General features: G+C 72.0%; 15 protein-coding genes. 8 read left to right on the top strand and 7 right to left on the bottom strand.

What is annotated here, in order from left to right; genetic code table 11:
- The first annotated feature begins 319 nt into the window (after positions 1-319).
- Entirely contained in the window at positions 320-667 is a 348-nt protein-coding gene (locus ACIP64_RS26915) for a WhiB family transcriptional regulator (RefSeq protein ID WP_319665424.1), read from the top strand.
- Here the strand turns inward: ACIP64_RS26915 and ACIP64_RS26910 are convergent.
- The gene (locus ACIP64_RS26910) at positions 649-2,055 is read right to left on the bottom strand and encodes an ArsA family ATPase (protein WP_401591600.1); all 1,407 of its coding nucleotides are present in this window, start codon (positions 2,053-2,055) and stop codon (positions 649-651) included. The two genes, ACIP64_RS26915 and ACIP64_RS26910, sit on opposite strands and share 19 nt — an antisense overlap.
- Positions 2,052-3,032 (bottom strand): ArsA-related P-loop ATPase, encoded by a 981-nt coding sequence (locus ACIP64_RS26905; RefSeq protein WP_401591598.1) that lies wholly within the window; start codon positions 3,030-3,032, stop codon positions 2,052-2,054. Before ACIP64_RS26905 ends, ACIP64_RS26910 begins: the two co-directional genes overlap by 4 nt.
- A 71-nt stretch (positions 3,033-3,103) precedes the next feature.
- Between ACIP64_RS26905 and ACIP64_RS26900 the strand changes: the two genes are divergently transcribed.
- The 4 genes from ACIP64_RS26900 to ACIP64_RS26885 all read left to right on the top strand — a co-directional run bounded on the left by ACIP64_RS26900 (position 3,104) and on the right by ACIP64_RS26885 (position 5,528).
- Positions 3,104-3,265 carry a DUF4177 domain-containing protein gene (locus ACIP64_RS26900; RefSeq protein WP_106965770.1) on the top strand — a complete coding sequence of 54 codons (162 nt, stop codon included), beginning with the start codon at positions 3,104-3,106 and terminating at the stop codon, positions 3,263-3,265.
- Complete coding sequence (locus ACIP64_RS26895) at positions 3,262-3,732, top strand: RidA family protein (RefSeq protein WP_360913191.1); 471 nt, start codon at positions 3,262-3,264, stop codon at positions 3,730-3,732. Before ACIP64_RS26900 ends, ACIP64_RS26895 begins: the two co-directional genes overlap by 4 nt.
- A gap of 102 nt (positions 3,733-3,834) precedes the next feature.
- Positions 3,835-4,707 carry an NUDIX hydrolase gene (locus tag ACIP64_RS26890; RefSeq protein ID WP_401591596.1) on the top strand — a complete coding sequence of 291 codons (873 nt, stop codon included), beginning with the start codon at positions 3,835-3,837 and terminating at the stop codon, positions 4,705-4,707.
- Positions 4,704-5,528 (top strand): MBL fold metallo-hydrolase, encoded by an 825-nt coding sequence (locus tag ACIP64_RS26885; RefSeq protein ID WP_360913195.1) that lies wholly within the window; start codon positions 4,704-4,706, stop codon positions 5,526-5,528. Before ACIP64_RS26890 ends, ACIP64_RS26885 begins: the two co-directional genes overlap by 4 nt.
- Before the next feature lie 73 nt (positions 5,529-5,601).
- Here the strand turns inward: ACIP64_RS26885 and ACIP64_RS26880 are convergent, their stop codons facing one another.
- Positions 5,602-6,276, bottom strand: a complete 675-nt coding sequence (locus ACIP64_RS26880; RefSeq protein WP_319665417.1) for a Crp/Fnr family transcriptional regulator — start codon at positions 6,274-6,276, stop codon at positions 5,602-5,604.
- Positions 6,277-6,530: 254 nt separating this feature from the next.
- Between ACIP64_RS26880 and nth the strand changes: the two genes are divergently transcribed.
- The 3 genes from nth to ACIP64_RS26865 are packed head-to-tail and all read left to right on the top strand — an operon-like array spanning position 6,531 to position 9,302.
- Positions 6,531-7,352 (top strand): endonuclease III, encoded by an 822-nt coding sequence (gene nth / locus ACIP64_RS26875; RefSeq protein ID WP_401591810.1) that lies wholly within the window; start codon positions 6,531-6,533, stop codon positions 7,350-7,352.
- Between the two features lie 26 nt (positions 7,353-7,378).
- Positions 7,379-8,077, top strand: coding sequence for an NUDIX hydrolase (locus ACIP64_RS26870; protein ID WP_401591808.1), 699 nt, complete (start codon positions 7,379-7,381; stop codon positions 8,075-8,077).
- 22 nt (positions 8,078-8,099) lie between these two features.
- Positions 8,100-9,302, top strand: a complete 1,203-nt coding sequence (locus tag ACIP64_RS26865; protein ID WP_401591593.1) for a MarP family serine protease — start codon at positions 8,100-8,102, stop codon at positions 9,300-9,302.
- A 336-nt stretch (positions 9,303-9,638) separates the two neighbouring features.
- Here ACIP64_RS26865 and ACIP64_RS26860 read toward each other — a convergent pair whose 3' ends face one another.
- From ACIP64_RS26860 to acs, 4 genes are all read right to left on the bottom strand, one after another.
- The gene (locus ACIP64_RS26860) at positions 9,639-10,562 is read right to left on the bottom strand and encodes an alpha/beta fold hydrolase (RefSeq protein ID WP_401591591.1); all 924 of its coding nucleotides are present in this window, start codon (positions 10,560-10,562) and stop codon (positions 9,639-9,641) included.
- Between the two features lie 12 nt (positions 10,563-10,574).
- Complete coding sequence (locus tag ACIP64_RS26855; protein WP_401591589.1) at positions 10,575-11,048, bottom strand: phage holin family protein; 474 nt, start codon at positions 11,046-11,048, stop codon at positions 10,575-10,577.
- Between the two features lie 58 nt (positions 11,049-11,106).
- A complete protein-coding gene (nhaA, locus tag ACIP64_RS26850) occupies positions 11,107-12,516 on the bottom strand; it encodes a Na+/H+ antiporter NhaA (protein ID WP_401591587.1) in 1,410 nt (469 codons plus the stop codon).
- A gap of 227 nt (positions 12,517-12,743) precedes the next feature.
- The gene (gene acs, locus ACIP64_RS26845) at positions 12,744-14,705 is read right to left on the bottom strand and encodes an acetate--CoA ligase (protein ID WP_360913207.1); all 1,962 of its coding nucleotides are present in this window, start codon (positions 14,703-14,705) and stop codon (positions 12,744-12,746) included.
- Positions 14,706-14,835 lie beyond the last annotated feature (130 nt).

Genomic DNA, 14,835 nt, shown 5'->3' with positions numbered 1-14,835 from the left:
GCGCACGCGTCTGTCTTCCGACCTCACTCTTGTGGGTGATGAGAACTGCCCGAATTCCTGTCATATGCCAGCCATATGGCGTGAAGCTCGGGGCGCCAAGGGAGTGGCTTGACCGCTTATGCGCGGTTAGTCCGTTTTGCCACCCGCTCACTCCCCAGGGTGATCTACCGCTGACCCATAGTCCGTTCGGGCCATTCAAGATTGGGCCTGAAAGGGCTGTTGCGTCGTGCCCACCTTCCGTAACGTCCTCAACTGGCAACGGTGAATATGCCGCTTGCCGCCGTGGGGGAGCCTCGATTCGGGAGAGGACGGCGCCAGCATGAGCAGCTGGGTTACGGACTGGAGTACGCAGGCCGCGTGCCGCACGACGGATCCGGACGAGCTTTTCGTCCAGGGAGCGGCCCAGAACAGGGCCAAGGCGGTGTGCACGGGGTGCCCGGTACGCACGGAGTGCCTGGCCGACGCCTTGGACAACCGGGTGGAGTTCGGTGTCTGGGGCGGGATGACCGAGCGCGAGCGCAGGGCACTGCTGCGCCGGCGCCCCACGGTCACCTCGTGGCGCAGGCTGCTGGAGACCGCGCGCACGGAGTACGAGCAGAGCACCGGCGTGCACCTGGGCGACGACGACTACGACGGTGAGTACGACGACTACGCGGCCGTCGGCTGACCCTGCGCGAGGCGTTCGCCGATCTCGCGCAGGCCCTCCAGGTCGTGCACGTCGCCCGGCAGGGCGGCGACGTCGACCATGGGCACTTCGGGGTGTACGGAGACGAAGCGGTCGCGGGTGCGTCGTTCACGCGCGACCAGCTGCATCCGCTCGGCGTGCAGGCGCAGCAGTCCGGCGGCGAGGCGGTCGGCGCTCCACGGATCCGCGTCCGGATCGGTGGGGTCGGAAGTGCTGTGGTCCGTGCTGAGGGTCCCTTCGGTGCCGTCGGCCGTACGGAGTCCAGCCTTCCCGCCGGGCTGATCCACAATGCCGCGGTTTTGAAGATTTTCTGTTGATTCGTCAAACTCCCTGGTCAGCTGGGGAGTTGATGGATTCTTTCCGTCGGGGAAATCGGAATCCCACTCGGCGGTCATGGAGTCGCTGTCGGCGGGGTCGGCAGTGTCAGCTGTGTCCTCGGCCAGCGCCTCCGCCGCGGCCAGCGCCCGTTCGGCCGTGAGCTGCGCCGCACCGCTGCTGTGCACCCGGTTCAGCACCAGCCCGGCCAGCGGCATGTCCTCCGCGGCGAGCCGTTCCACGAAGTACGCCGCCTCGCGCAGCGCGTCCCGCTCCGGCGCCGCGACCACCAGGAACGCGGTGCCGCGGGCCTGGAGCAGCTTGTACGTGGCGTCCGCCCGGGAGCGGAAGCCGCCGAACATCGAGTCCATCGCCGCCACGAAGGTCTGCACGTCCTTGAGCAAGTGGGCACCCATGACCTTGCTGAGCACCCCGGTCATCATCGACATCCCGACGTTCAGGAACTTCACCCCGGCCCGCCCGCCGACCTTCGCCGGGGCCATGAGCAGCCGGATGAAGCGGCCGTCCAGGAAGGACCCCAGCCGCTTGGGGGCGTCCAGGAAGTCCAGCGCGGAGCGGCTCGGGGGCGTGTCGACCACGATCAGGTCCCAGGCGTCCAGCGCCCGCAGCTGGCCCAGCTTCTCCATCGCCATGTACTCCTGCGTGCCGGCGAAGCCCGCGGAGAGCGACTGGTAGAAGGGGTTGTCGATGATCGCGCGGGCCCGGTCGGGGTCGCTGTGCTGCACCACGACCTCGTCGAACGTCCGCTTCATGTCCAGCATCATCGCGTGCAGTTCACCGCCCGCGGACTCGTCGATGCCGGCGACCCTGCGGGGGGTGTTGTCCAGCTCCGTGAGCCCCATCGACTGGGCCAGCCGGCGTGCCGGGTCGATGGTCAGCACGACCGCCCTGCGGCCCCGCTCGGCGGCGCGCACGCCCAGGGCGGCGGCCGTGGTGGTCTTGCCGACCCCGCCGGAGCCGCAGCACACGACGATCCGGGTCGCCGGATCGTCCAGCAGCGCGTCGATGTCCAATACCGGACTGTCCAGACTCATGCGACCCCCAGCCCCTGTTTCCGCAGATTTTCGGCCAATCTGTACAACCCGCCGAGATCGACGCCGTCGGCCAGCTGACCCAGCTCGTACGACGGCAGGCCGAGCCCGGCGAGCTCCGCGCGCTGGGCTCGCTCCAGCGCGACCCGCTCGGCGTGCTCGTGCGCCTGCGCCAGCAGGGGGTCGATCAGCCGCTCCGCCAGCCCGCCGCGGCGGGCGCCGCCCAGGCCGGCCTGGGAGAGCGCCTTGGCGAGGGCGGTGCGCCGCTCGCTGCTCGCCGCGGCCACGGCGTCGCCGTCCATCAGCACCGGGCGGACCATGTTGATGATGACGGCACCGGTGGGCAGACCGGCCGCGTGCAGCTCCGCCACACCGTCCAGGGTCTCCTGCACCGGCATCTCCTCCAGCAGGGTGACCAGGTGCACCGCGGTGTCGGGGGACTTCAGCACCCGCATCACGGACTGCGCCTGATTGTGTATCGGACCGAACCGGGCCAGCCCCGCGACCTCGTCGTTGACGTTCAGGAAGCGGGTGATCCGGCCGGTCGGCGGCGCGTCGAGGACAACCGCGTCGTACGTCCGCCAGCCCGCGCGGTCCTTGCGGCGCACGGCCTCGCACACCTTGCCGGTGAGCAGCACGTCCCGTACGCCCGGGGCGACGGTGGTCGCGAAGTCGATGGCGCCGAGCTTCTTCAGCGCCCGGCCGGCGCGGCCGAGCTTGTAGAACATGTCGAGGTAGTCCAGGAGCGCCTGTTCGGCGTCGATGGCCAGCGCGTGCACCTCGCCGCCGCCCGGGGCGACGGCGATCTTCCGCTCCTCGTACGGCAGCGCCTCGGTCTCGAAGAGCTGCGCGATGCCCTGGCGCCCCTCCACCTCGGCCAGCAGGGTGCGCCGTCCCTCGGCGGCCAGTGCCAGCGCCAGCGCGGCGGCGACGGTCGTCTTTCCCGTCCCGCCCTTGCCCGTCACGATGTGGAGCCTCACGTCTTCGAGCCTAACCAGTGGAGGGCGGGGCTACTCGGGGGCTCGGCTGTGCGAGGCATTACAGTCCCCTCATGACCAAGTGGGAATACGCGACCGTGCCGCTGCTGGTACACGCGACGAAGCAGATTCTGGACACCTGGGGCGAGGACGGCTGGGAGCTCGTCCAGGTCGTGCCCGGCCCCAACAACCCCGAGCAGTTGGTGGCGTACCTCAAGCGGGAGAAGGGCGCGTGAGCGCCGTCGAGCAGCGGCTCGTCGACCTCGGGCTGACACTGCCCGAGGTGGCGGCGCCCCTGGCGGCGTACGTGCCCGCGGTGCTCTCCGGGTCGTACGTCTTCACGGCGGGCCAGCTCCCGCTGGTCGACGGCAAGCTGACGACCTGCGGCAAGGTCGGCGCCGAGGTCACCCCCGAGCAGGCCCGGGACCTCGCGCGCATCTGCGCGCTCAACGCTCTGGCGGCCGTCAAGTCCGTGGCCGGCGACCTCGACCGGGTGAAGCGGGTCGTCAAGGTCGTCGGTTTTGTCGCCTCCGCCCCCGACTTCACCGGGCAGCCCGGGGTCGTCAACGGCGCGAGCGAGTTGCTGGGCCAGGTCCTCGGCGACGCCGGTGTCCACGCGCGCAGCGCGGTCGGCGTGGCCGTGCTCCCGCTGGACGCCCCCGTCGAGGTGGAGATCCAGGTCGAGCTGGAGCCCGCGGGCTGACCTCCCGCGGTCCGTGTCCAGGGGGCCCGGCCCCCTGGACGCCCGGCCCCCGGCGGGGGCGCACTGTCGAACATCCCCGCGCCAGCGCATAGCATCCGCCCCATGACCACCACGAACGGCCAGTGGTTCCCGCCCAGCTGGCCCGAGCGGATCAGGGCGCTCACCCAGGGCACGCTGGAGCCCGTCGAGCCCCGCCGGGCGGCCACCGTCCTGCTGCTGCGCGAGACCGGCCGCGGCCCCGCGGTCCACATGCTGCGCCGGCGCGCCTCCATGGCGTTCGCCGCGGGCGTGTACGCCTACCCCGGCGGCGGTGTCGACCGGCGCGACGAGCGCCCGGTCGCGTGGGCCGGCCCGGCGCCGGAGCAGTGGGCGCGGCGCCTGGGCGAGGGCCTGGGACCGGCCGAGGCGCAGGCGATCGTGTGCGCCGCGGTGCGCGAGACGTTCGAGGAGTCCGGTGTGCTGCTGGCCGGCCCGGACGGGGGCTCGGTCGTGGACGACACCACCGGCGAGGACTGGGAGGCGGACCGCCGCGCGCTGGTCTCCCACGACCTGTCCTTCTCGGACTTCCTGGACCGCCGCTCGCTGGTGCTCCGCTCCGATCTGCTCGGCCCCTGGGCGCGGTGGATCACCCCGGAGTTCGAGGAGCGCCGCTACGACACCTGGTTCTTCCTCACCGCGCTGCCGCCCGGTCAGCGGACCCGCGACGTGTCGGGGGAGGCCGACCGCACGGAGTGGCTGCGCCCGCAGGAGGCCGTCGCCGGTTACGACCGCGGCGAGATGGTCATGCTGCCGCCGACGATCGCGACGCTGCGCGGGCTGCTGCCGTACGACTCCGCCGAGGCGGCCCTGGCGGCCGCCGGGGAGGGCAGGGACCTGACACCGGTCCTGGCGAAGGCCGAACTCGTGGGCGAGGAGATCGTGCTGAGCTGGCCCGGCCACGAGGAGTTCACCAAGCGCATGGGAGCCGGCGAATGACCTCGTCCCTGCCTCCGGGCAACCCCCGCGGCGCGGTCGGCGGCCGCGCCACCGAGCGGGCGCTGTGCGTGCTGGCCCCCAACCCCTCGCCGATGACCCTGGACGGCACCAATACCTGGATCGTCGGCGAGCCCGACTCCGACCTCGCCGTCGTCATCGACCCGGGCCCGCTGGACGAGGGGCACCTGAGCACCGTCGTCTCCACGGCGCATTCGCTCGGCAAGCGGATCGGCCTGACCCTGCTCACCCACGGCCACCCCGACCACGCCGAGGGCGCGGCCCGCTTCGCCGAGTTGACCGGTACCGCCGTACGGGCCCTGGACCCGGCGCTGCGCCTGGGCGACGAGGGGCTGGGCGCGGGGGACGTGATCACCACCGGCGGCCTGGAACTGCGTGTCGTCCCCACCCCCGGGCACACCGCGGACTCCCTGTCGTTCCATCTCCCGGCCGACGGGGCGGTGCTGACGGGCGACACCGTCCTCGGCCGCGGCACCACCGTCGTCGCCCACCCCGACGGCCGCCTCGGCGACTACCTCGACTCCCTGCGCCGGCTCCAGGCGCTGGCTGTGGACGGCGGGGTCACGACCGTCCTGCCCGGGCACGGGCCGGTGCTGGCGGACGCGCGCGGCGCGGTCGAGTTCTACCTCGCCCACCGCGCCCACCGCCTCGCCCAGGTGGAGACGGCGGTGGAGGAGGGGCGCACCACCCCGTCCGAGGTCGTCGCGCACGTCTACGCGGACGTGGACCGGGCCCTGTGGCCGGCGGCCGAGCTGTCGGTGCGCGCGCAGCTGGACTACCTGCTGGAGCACGGGCTGATCTGACGCCGTCCCTCCCCCGGCACGGAACGCGTAAGGGGCGCCCACAAGAGTGGGCGCCCCTTACGGATGTAACGGGTCAGCGCGAGCGCTTGGCCAGCCGCTCGACGTCCAGCAGGATGACCGCGCGGGCCTCCAAGCGCAGCCAGCCGCGGCCCGCGAAGTCGGCGAGCGCCTTGTTCACGGTCTCGCGCGAGGCGCCGACCAGCTGGGCCAGCTCCTCCTGCGTCAGGTCGTGGACGACGTGGATGCCCTCCTCGGACTGCACGCCGAAGCGGCGCGACAGGTCCAGCAGCGCCTTGGCCACGCGGCCGGGCACATCGGAGAAGACCAGGTCCGACATCACGTCGTTGGTGCGCCGCAGGCGGCGCGCGACGGCCCGCAGCAGGGCGGTGGAGACCTCGGGCCGGGCGTTGAGCCAGGGCTGGAGGTCGCCGTGGCCGAGGCCGAGCAGCTTGACCTCGGTCAGTGCGGTGGCGGTCGCGGTGCGCGGGCCGGGGTCGAAGAGCGACAGCTCACCGATCAGCTCGCCGGGGCCCACCACGGCCAGCATGTTCTCGCGGCCGTCGGGGGACGTGCGGTGCAGCTTCACCTTGCCCTCGGTGACGACGTACAGCCGGTCCCCGGGTTCACCCTCGTGGAACAGCGAGTCGCCGCGCGCGAGCGTGACCTCCGCCATCGAGGCGCGCAGTTCAGCGGCCTGCTCATCGTCGAGCGCCGCGAAAAGCGGTGCGCGCCGCAGAACGTCGTCCACGTGCTCTCTCCTTGTCGACATCGCTGGGTCGGTCCCCATCATGCCCGACAGTAAAACAGTGCGATCAATCACAAGTCTGTCTTATGTGTTCGCGGGCGAGCGCCCCGGGGGTCCTTTCGGGGGCCGGATCGCGGCACTCCAGGGCGATTGTCGGTGCCGAGGCTTAGGCTGGCCGGGTGTCTGATACGCCGAGCGTGCGCAGGAAACAGCAGGGTGGAGGGGCCGGGCGGGTGACGCCGGAGGCCGATTCAGCCCTGAGCGAACAGGCTCCCGCGAAGCCCGCCGGCGGCCGTGCGCGAGGTGCCCGGAAGCCCGAGTCCCGTCTGGCGATGGTGCGCCGGGCCCGCCGCATCAACCGCGAACTCGCCGAGCTGTACCCGTACGCCCACCCCGAGCTGGACTTCGAGGACCCCTTCCAGCTCCTGGTGGCCACGGTGCTCTCCGCGCAGACCACCGACCTGAGGGTCAACCAGACCACGCCCCGGCTCTTCGCCCGGTACCCGACGCCGGAGGACCTGGCGGCCGCCGACCCGGAGGAGCTGGAGCAGCTGATCCGCCCCACCGGCTTCTTCCGCGCCAAGGCGCGCTCGCTGCTCGGCCTGTCGGCCGCGCTGCGCGACCGCTTCGGCGGCGAGGTCCCCGGCCGGCTGGAGGACCTGGTCACCCTGCCCGGCGTCGGCCGCAAGACCGCCAACGTCGTCCTGGGCAACGCGTTCGGCGTCCCCGGCCTGACCGTCGACACCCATTTCGGGCGGCTCGCCCGCCGCTTCGGCTGGACCGCCTCCGAGGACCCGGAGAAGGTCGAGCAGGACGTCATGGCGATCTTCCCCAAGAGCGAGTGGACGATGGTGTCCCATCGGCTGATCTTCCACGGCCGCCGGATCTGCCACGCCCGCCGCCCCGCCTGCGGGGCCTGCCCGATCGCCCCGCTCTGCCCGTCGTACGGGGAGGGCGAGACCGATCCGGAGAAGGCGAGAAAACTGCTGAAGTACGAGATGGGCGGCGCCCCGGGCCAGCGGCTGAAGCCGCCTCCCGGTTACCCGGGCACGGCGGCGCCCCCGCTGGAGGTGGAGTGACCGGAGCACGTCATGGCGTCGACGGCATCAACAGCGTCAACAACGTCGAAGGCCCGGGGATCAACGGCGTCGAGGTGCGGCGCGAGGGGCTGCCGGAGTGGCTGGAGCCGGTGGCCCGAGCGGCCGACGCGGTGGAGCCGGAGCAGCTGAGCCGCTTCCTGCCGCCGCCCACCGGAGGGCGCCCCTCCGCCGTCCTGGTCCTCTTCGGCGACGGGGGCGGGACGGGACGCCCCGAGCTGCTCCTGATGGAGCGCGCGGCCTCGCTGCGCTCGCACGCCGGGCAGCCGTCCTTCCCCGGCGGTGCGCTCGACCCCGAGGACGGCGACCCGGAGGGCGCCGGACCGCTGCGCGCCGCGCTGCGCGAGGCATGGGAGGAGACCGGCCTCGACCCCACCGGAGTGCAGCTGTTCGGTGTGCTGCCGCGGCTGTACATCCCGGTGAGCGGGTTCGTGGTGACGCCGGTGCTGGGCTGGTGGCACACCCCGAGCCCGGTGGGCGCGGTCGACCTCGCCGAGACCGCGCGGGTGTTCACGGCGCCGGTCGACGAGCTGACCGACCCCGCGAACCGCGTCACGGTCCGGCACCCCAGCGGCTACCGCGGGCCCGCGTTCCAGGTCGGGGGCGCCCTGGTGTGGGGCTTCACGGCGGGCCTGATCGACCGGATTCTCCACTTCGCGGGCTGGGAGCGGCCTTGGGATCGGGCAAAGACGGTCCCACTGGGTTGAGTGGCCATGAGACGGTGTGCAGGTGAATGTGCTGGACATCGTGCTGCTGCTGGCCGCCGTGTGGTTCGCGATCGTGGGCTACCGCCAGGGATTCATCGTCGGCGTGATGTCGGTGATCGGCTTCCTCGGCGGTGGTCTGGTCGCGATCTACGTGCTGCCCGTGATCTGGCACGAGGTCACCGGGAACTCCGCACCGGGCACGGTCGCGGTGGTCGCCGCCGTGGTCCTGGTGATCGTGTGCGCCTCGGTGGGGCAGGCGTTCACCACGCATCTGGGCAACAAGGTCCGCACACACGTCAGCTGGTCCCCCGCCCGCGCCGTGGACGCGATCGGCGGGGCGCTGGTCAACGTCCTGGCCATGCTGCTGGTGGCCTGGCTCATCGGTTCCGCCCTCGCCACGACCACCACGCTGCCGACCCTGGGCCGTGAGGTCCGCTCGTCCAAGGTGCTGCTGGGGGTGGCGCGGATCGTGCCGCCGGCCGCCGACACCTGGTTCGCCGACTTCAGTTCCGCGCTCGCGCAGAACGGACTCCCGCAGGTCTTCTCGCCGTTCGGCACCGAGCCGATCACCGACGTGCCCGCGCCGGACCCCGCGCTCGCCGGCAGCCGGGTCGTCGGCGAGGCCAGGCGCAGCATCGTGAAGGTCGTGGGCACGGCGCCCAGCTGCGGCAAGGTGCTGGAGGGCACCGGCTTCGTCTTCGCGCCGCACCGGGTGATGACCAACGCCCATGTCGTCGGCGGCGTCGACAACCCCACCGTGCAGATCGGCGGCGTGGGCCGGGTGTACGACGGCAAGGTCGTGCTCTACGACTGGCAGCGCGACATCGCCGTCATCGACGTCCCCGCGCTGTCGGCGCCCCCGTTGGCCTTCACCGGCGGCGACGCCAAGTCCCGCGACGGCGCGATCGTGGCCGGTTTCCCGGAGAACGGCGGCTTCGACGTCCGTGCCGCCCGGGTGCGCGGCCGCATCTCGGCGACGGGCCCGGACATCTACCACCGCGGTACGGTCCACCGCGACGTCTACTCCCTGTTCACCCTCGTACGGCAGGGCAACTCCGGGGGCCCGCTGCTGACTCCCGACGGCCGGGTGTACGGCGTCGTGTTCGCCAAGTCGCTGGACGACGCGGACACCGGCTACGCCCTGACGGCGGACGAGGTCCGGGCCGACGTCCAGGCCGGGCGTACGGCGGACCGGCAGGTCGACACGCAGGCGTGTGCCCTGTGAGAGCCCGTGCGGGCGGGGTGCTTCCGCCGGTGGCGGGGGAGTTCGTCAGCCGCTGCGGGTGTGCCGGAGGCGGGCGCCGACCCATCGGGCGCGCCGCCTCAGGATGTGCGGGATGCCGAGCCCCGAGTCGCCCGGCCGGTGGTCCGGGGCCGCGGTCCCGGTGATGTTGCGCGCTCCGTTGGCGCGGCGATCGCGTGACACGTCACGGTAGTCGTGCGTCCAGCCCATACCGAGCTGTCTGCCCGGGGTCCAAGGTCCGTAATCGCCTGTGGGTCCATCAATTGGCCTATGCGTCCGGCATTTGGCTGATGGTCATATGGGATTAACGGCCGACGATCAACGGTCGGGCTCGGGGTCCTTCAGCCAGTTGATCAGCTCGGCCGAGAACGCCGCCGGGTCCTCCTCGTGCGGGAAGTGCCCGAGACCGTCGAACAGCCGCCAGCGGTAGGGCGCCTCGACGTACTCACCGCTGCCCGCGGCGTGCCGCGCGCGCATCGCCGGGTCGAGCGAGCCGTGCAGATGCAGCGTCGGCACCCGTACCGGGCGCTTCATCCGGCGGTTGAACTGGAAGCCGTCCACCCGGGCCAGCGAGCGGACCATCCAGCGGTACGGCTCGATCGAGCAGTGCGCCGTGGACGGGATGCTCATCGCCCGGCGGTAGACCTCGACCACCTCGTCGTCCGGCATCCGCGGTCCCGACCAGTCCCGCAGCAGCTGCCCCACGAGCGCGGCGTCGTCCGCGACCAGCCGGCGCTCGGGGATCCACGGCCGCTGGAAGCCCCACACGTACGCTCCCGCCGCGCTGTGCCGCAGGTCCGAGAGCATCGCCGTGCGCCAGCGCCGCGGATGGGGCATCGAACTGACCGCCAGCCGGCGCACCAGCTTGGGCCGCATCGCGGCCGCCGTCCACGCCAGGTAGCCGCCGAGGTCGTGGCCGACCAGCGCGGCGTCCGGCTCGCCGAGCGAGCGGATCACACCGGTGACGTCGAGCGCCAGGTTCGCCGGGTCGTAGCCGCGCGGCGTGCGGTCGCTGCCGCCCACCCCGCGCAGGTCCATCGCGACCGCGCGGAAGCCCGCGTCGGCCAGGGCGGTCAGCTGGTCCCGCCAGGTCCACCAGAACTGCGGGAAGCCGTGCAGCAGCAGCACCAGCGGCCCGTCACCCGCCTCGGCGATGTGGAAGCGCGCTCCGTTCGCCGCGACATCCCGGTGGGTCCAGGGCCCGTCGATCCGTACCACCGAGGAACTGTCAGCGACCGTCATGCCTTGAGCGTGTCATACCTTCGCCTGGAGCGTGCCCTCCGTTTCCGAAGGGCGGGGGTGCGGCTTGACGCCCTGGAGCACGGCGGCGGTCTCCTTGGCGGAGGCGATGCTGCGCTCCGGCTTCTTGATCTTCTTGAACTTCGCCATCGCCAGCAGGCCCAGCAGACCGGCCAGCACCAGGAACGCGCCGCCGACGATCAGGAACGACCAGGCGAGCCCCAGGCCCAGGTTGTGGATGCCGTAGGCGGCCGCGAAGCTCAGCACGGGCAGCGCGAAGAGCGCGAGGATGCCGGCCGCGCCGATCGCCCCGCCACCGATGCCGGCACGCTTGGCGTCCTGCCGGAGTTCGGCCTTGGCGAGGGCGATCTCCTCGTGGATCAGCTCCGAGAGATCCGCCGTGGCCGCGGCGAAGAGCTGGCCGAGACTGCGGCCGCCGTTCGCGGTCACGGTCACCGCCACGGGCTTGTCCACGTCCGCTGGGCTCATCGCGTCCTCCGTCGTTCGTCGGTTCATCGTGAAGTCATAACGGGCAAGTGGGTTACGGCTACCCCCCGATCATGCCCGACTCATCCTCGTCCGCGCCGCCGGAGCGCGCCACTTCCGCGAGCCTGCGGTGCTCGGCCGCCTTCGCGTCGTGGATCGCGGCCATGCGCAGATGGAACTCCGGGTTGCCCCATTCGTAGACGTCGGGGATGCCGTCCGCGTCGGTGTCCCGCTCCTCGTCCTCGCACATGCCGCGGTACTTGTTGTCGCGCAGCTTCAGCAGGACGGCGGCGCACAGGGCCGCCGTGCACGAGCCCACCAGCACCGCCGCCTTGATCTCCGGCGTCAGCACCTCGTCCCCCGCGAAGGCCAGCTCGCCGATGAGCAGTGACACCGTGAAGCCGATCCCCGCGAGCGAGGCCACGGCCAGCACGTCCGCCCACGCCAGGTCGCGATTGAGCTCCGCCCTGGTGAAGCGGGCCGCGAGCCAGGTGCCGCCGAAGACACCCACCGCCTTGCCGACGACCAGGCCGAGCACCACTCCCAGCGTCTCCGGACGGGTGAACACCTGCCCGAGCGCTCCCCCGGTGACCGGCACCCCGGCCGAGAAGAGCGCGAACAGCGGCACCGCCAGCCCCGCCGACACAGGCCGCACAAGGTGCTCGATCCGCTCGCCCGGCGACTCCTTCTCACCCTCGCGGTGGTGGCAGCGCAGCATCAGGCCCATCGCCACGCCCGCGATGGTCGCGTGCACCCCGCTGGCGTGCATCAGGCCCCAGTTGGCCACGGCCAGCGGCACGTAGACGTACCAGCCGCGGACCTCCTTGCGCAGCAGCAGCCAGAACAGGAAGAGGCCGGCGAAGGCCAGGCCGAGGGCCGCGAAGTCGATGCCGCTGGTGAAGAAGACCGCGATGATCAGGATCGCGAGGAGGTCGTCGACGACGGCGAGCGTGAGCAGGAAGGCGCGCAGCGCGGAGGGCAGCGAGGTGCCGAGCACCGCCAGCACCGCGAGCGCGAAGGCGATGTCGGTCGCCGTCGGCACCGCCCAGCCCTGCAGCGAGCCCCCGCCCGCCGCGTTCACCACCGCGTACACGGCCGCGGGCACCGCCATGCCGCACACGGCGGCGATGACGGGCAGCGCCGCGGCCGACCGGGTGCGAAGTTCGCCGACCACCAGTTCGCGCTTGAGCTCGATGCCGGCGACGAAGAAGAACACCGTCAGCAGGCCGTCCGCGGCCCAGTGCGACACCGACAGGTCCAGATGCAGGACGGCGGGGCCGAAATGATGGCCGACGGTCGCCGTGTACGAGGCGCTCACCGGGCTGTTCGCCCAGACCAGGGCCGCCACCGCCGCCAGGAGCAGCAGCATGCCGCCGACGGTCTCCGCGCGCAGCGCCTCGGCGACGTAGTTCCGCTCCAGGAGCGGGATGCGCCCCAGGAAGACGGAACGGCGGCGGTTGGACGCGTTCACGGGTGGACCTCCGGTCGGGTGCGGCAATGGCTGTACACCTCGCCGACCAGACTTCCCGGCACGCCCTGTTTTCTGTCGCGTTTCTAACGCGCTTCCAGCCTAACGGGCGGGGCCGCCGGGCTGCTCCGGCCCTGCTCACCTTACGGACCTCCCCCAGGCGTCGCAGGACGCGCGCGGACAGACGAAAGGCCCCCGAAGGGGCCCTGCGTCCGCACCGCGGAGTGTGCTCAGTCCTCGCCGGGGGCGGAGGGCAGCTTCGCCTGGATGAGGTCCATGACCGTGGAGTCGGTCAGCGTCGTGACGTCCCCGAGCTGCCGGTTCTCGGCGACGTCCCGCAGCAGACGGCGCATGATCTTGCCGGAGCGGGTCTTCGGCAGTTCCGCCACCGTGAGGATCCGCTTCGGCTTGGCGATCGGGCCGAGCGTCTTGGCCACGTGGTCGCGGAGCTGGGCGATCAGCTCGTCGCCGTCGTCGCCCAGGGCGGCGCCGCGCAGGATCACGAACGCGACGATCGCCTGGCCGGTGGTGTCGTCGGCGGCGCCGACGACGGCGGCCTCGGCGACCTTCGGGTGCGACACGAGCGCCGACTCGACCTCGGTGGTGGAGATGTTGTGGCCGGACACCAGCATCACGTCGTCGACCCGGCCGAGCAGCCAGATGTCGCCGTCGTCGTCCTTCTTGGCGCCGTCGCCCGCGAAGTAGCGGCCCTCGAACCGGGACCAGTACGTGTCCAGGTAGCGCTGGTCGTCGCCCCAGATGGTGCGCAGCATCGACGGCCACGGCTCGGTCAGCACGAGGTAGCCGCCGGCGCCGTTGGGCACCTCGTTCGCCTCGTCGTCCACGACGGTCGCGGAGATGCCGGGCAGGGCGCGCTGCGCGGAGCCGGGCTTGGTCTCCGTCACGCCGGGCAGCGGGGAGATCATCATGGCGCCGGTCTCGGTCTGCCACCAGGTGTCCACGATCGGGCAGCGGCCGCCGCCGATGTGCTCGCGGTACCAGATCCACGCCTCGGGGTTGATCGGCTCGCCGACGCTGCCCAGGACGCGCAGCGAGGACAGGTCGAACTTGGCGGGGATGTCGTCGCCCCACTTCATGAAGGTGCGGATCGCGGTGGGCGCCGTGTAGAGGATCGAGACCCCGTACTTCTGGACGATCTCCCAGAAGCGGCCCTGGTGCGGGGTGTCGGGGGTGCCCTCGTACAGCACCTGGGTCGCGCCGTTGGCCAGCGGCCCGTACACGATGTACGAGTGGCCGGTGACCCAGCCGACGTCGGCCGTGCACCAGTAGACGTCGGTCTCCGGCTTGAGGTCGAACACCGCGTGGTGGGTGTACGCGGCCTGGGTGAGATAGCCGCCGGAGGTGTGCAGGATGCCCTTGGGCTTACCCGTCGTGCCGGAGGTGTAGAGGATGAACAGTGGGTGCTCGGCCTCGAAGGGCTCCGGGGTGTGCTCGGTGCTCTGCGCCTCCAGCGCCTCGTGCCACCACACGTCGCGGCCCTCGGTCCAGGCGACCTCCTGGCCGGTGCGGCGGACGACCAGCACCTTGCTCACGCTCTCGGTGCGGTCCACGGCGTCGTCCACGGCGGGCTTGAGCGCCGAGGGCTTGCCGCGGCGGTAGCCGCCGTCGGCCGTGATGACGAGCTTCGCGTCCGCGTCCTGGATGCGGGCGGCCAGGGCGTCGGCGGAGAAGCCGCCGAAGACCACCGAGTGGGCGGCGCCGATGCGGGCGCAGGCCAGCATCGCCACGACGGTCTCGGGGATCATCGGCATGTAGACCGCGACCCGGTCGCCGGCCTGGACGCCGAGCGCCGTGAGGGCGTTGGCGGCCCGGCTGACCTCGTCCTTCAGCTCGGCATAGGTGACGGCCCGGGTGTCGCCGGGCTCGCCCTCGAAGTGGAGGGCGACGCGGTCGCCGTTGCCGGCCTCCACGTGCCGGTCGACGCAGTTGTACGCCACGTTCAGCGTGCCGTCGGCGAACCACTTGGCGAACGGCGGGTTCGACCAGTCCAGCGTCTCGGTCGGCTCCTTCGCCCAGGCCAGCCGGCGGGCCTGCGCCGCCCAGAAGCCCAGCCGGTCCTCGCCCGCCTGCCGGTAGGCCTCCGCGGTGACATTGGCACCGGCCGCCAGGTCGGCGGGCGGAGCGAACCGGCGCTCCTCCTTCAAAAGGTTGGCCAGGCTCTCGTTGCTCACGCCGTGCTCCTTCGCAGGGGTCCTCGTGTGTCCCAGGCCATAGCTCACCAGCACGGGGGCGGGATGACAAGGGTTCGCGGCGAATATTGGTTTAGACCTGTCATGGTGGCGGCGCGCGCGATCCGCACCC

The organism is Streptomyces sp. NPDC088733 (genome assembly GCF_044751185.1).
In the GTDB taxonomy this organism is placed as follows: Bacteria; Actinomycetota; Actinomycetes; order Streptomycetales; family Streptomycetaceae; genus Actinacidiphila.
The sequence above is the reverse complement of the archived record's forward strand: the minus strand, read 5'-3'. Positions and strand labels throughout refer to the sequence as shown.

What these genes read in the sequence shown, in the direction of transcription:
- ACIP64_RS26855 (WP_401591589.1), bottom strand. Translation starts at nt 11,048, where the DNA reads ATGAGCCCAGCGGACGTGGACAAGCCCGTGGCGGTGACCGTGACCGCG.
- ACIP64_RS26900 (WP_106965770.1), top strand. Translation starts at nt 3,104, where the DNA reads ATGACCAAGTGGGAATACGCGACCGTGCCGCTGCTGGTACACGCGACG.
- ACIP64_RS26915 (WP_319665424.1), top strand. Translation starts at nt 320, where the DNA reads ATGAGCAGCTGGGTTACGGACTGGAGTACGCAGGCCGCGTGCCGCACG.
- ACIP64_RS26910 (WP_401591600.1), bottom strand. Translation starts at nt 2,055, where the DNA reads ATGAGTCTGGACAGTCCGGTATTGGACATCGACGCGCTGCTGGACGAT.
- ACIP64_RS26890 (WP_401591596.1), top strand. Translation starts at nt 3,835, where the DNA reads ATGACCACCACGAACGGCCAGTGGTTCCCGCCCAGCTGGCCCGAGCGG.
- ACIP64_RS26885 (WP_360913195.1), top strand. Translation starts at nt 4,704, where the DNA reads ATGACCTCGTCCCTGCCTCCGGGCAACCCCCGCGGCGCGGTCGGCGGC.
- ACIP64_RS26860 (WP_401591591.1), bottom strand. Translation starts at nt 10,562, where the DNA reads ATGACGGTCGCTGACAGTTCCTCGGTGGTACGGATCGACGGGCCCTGG.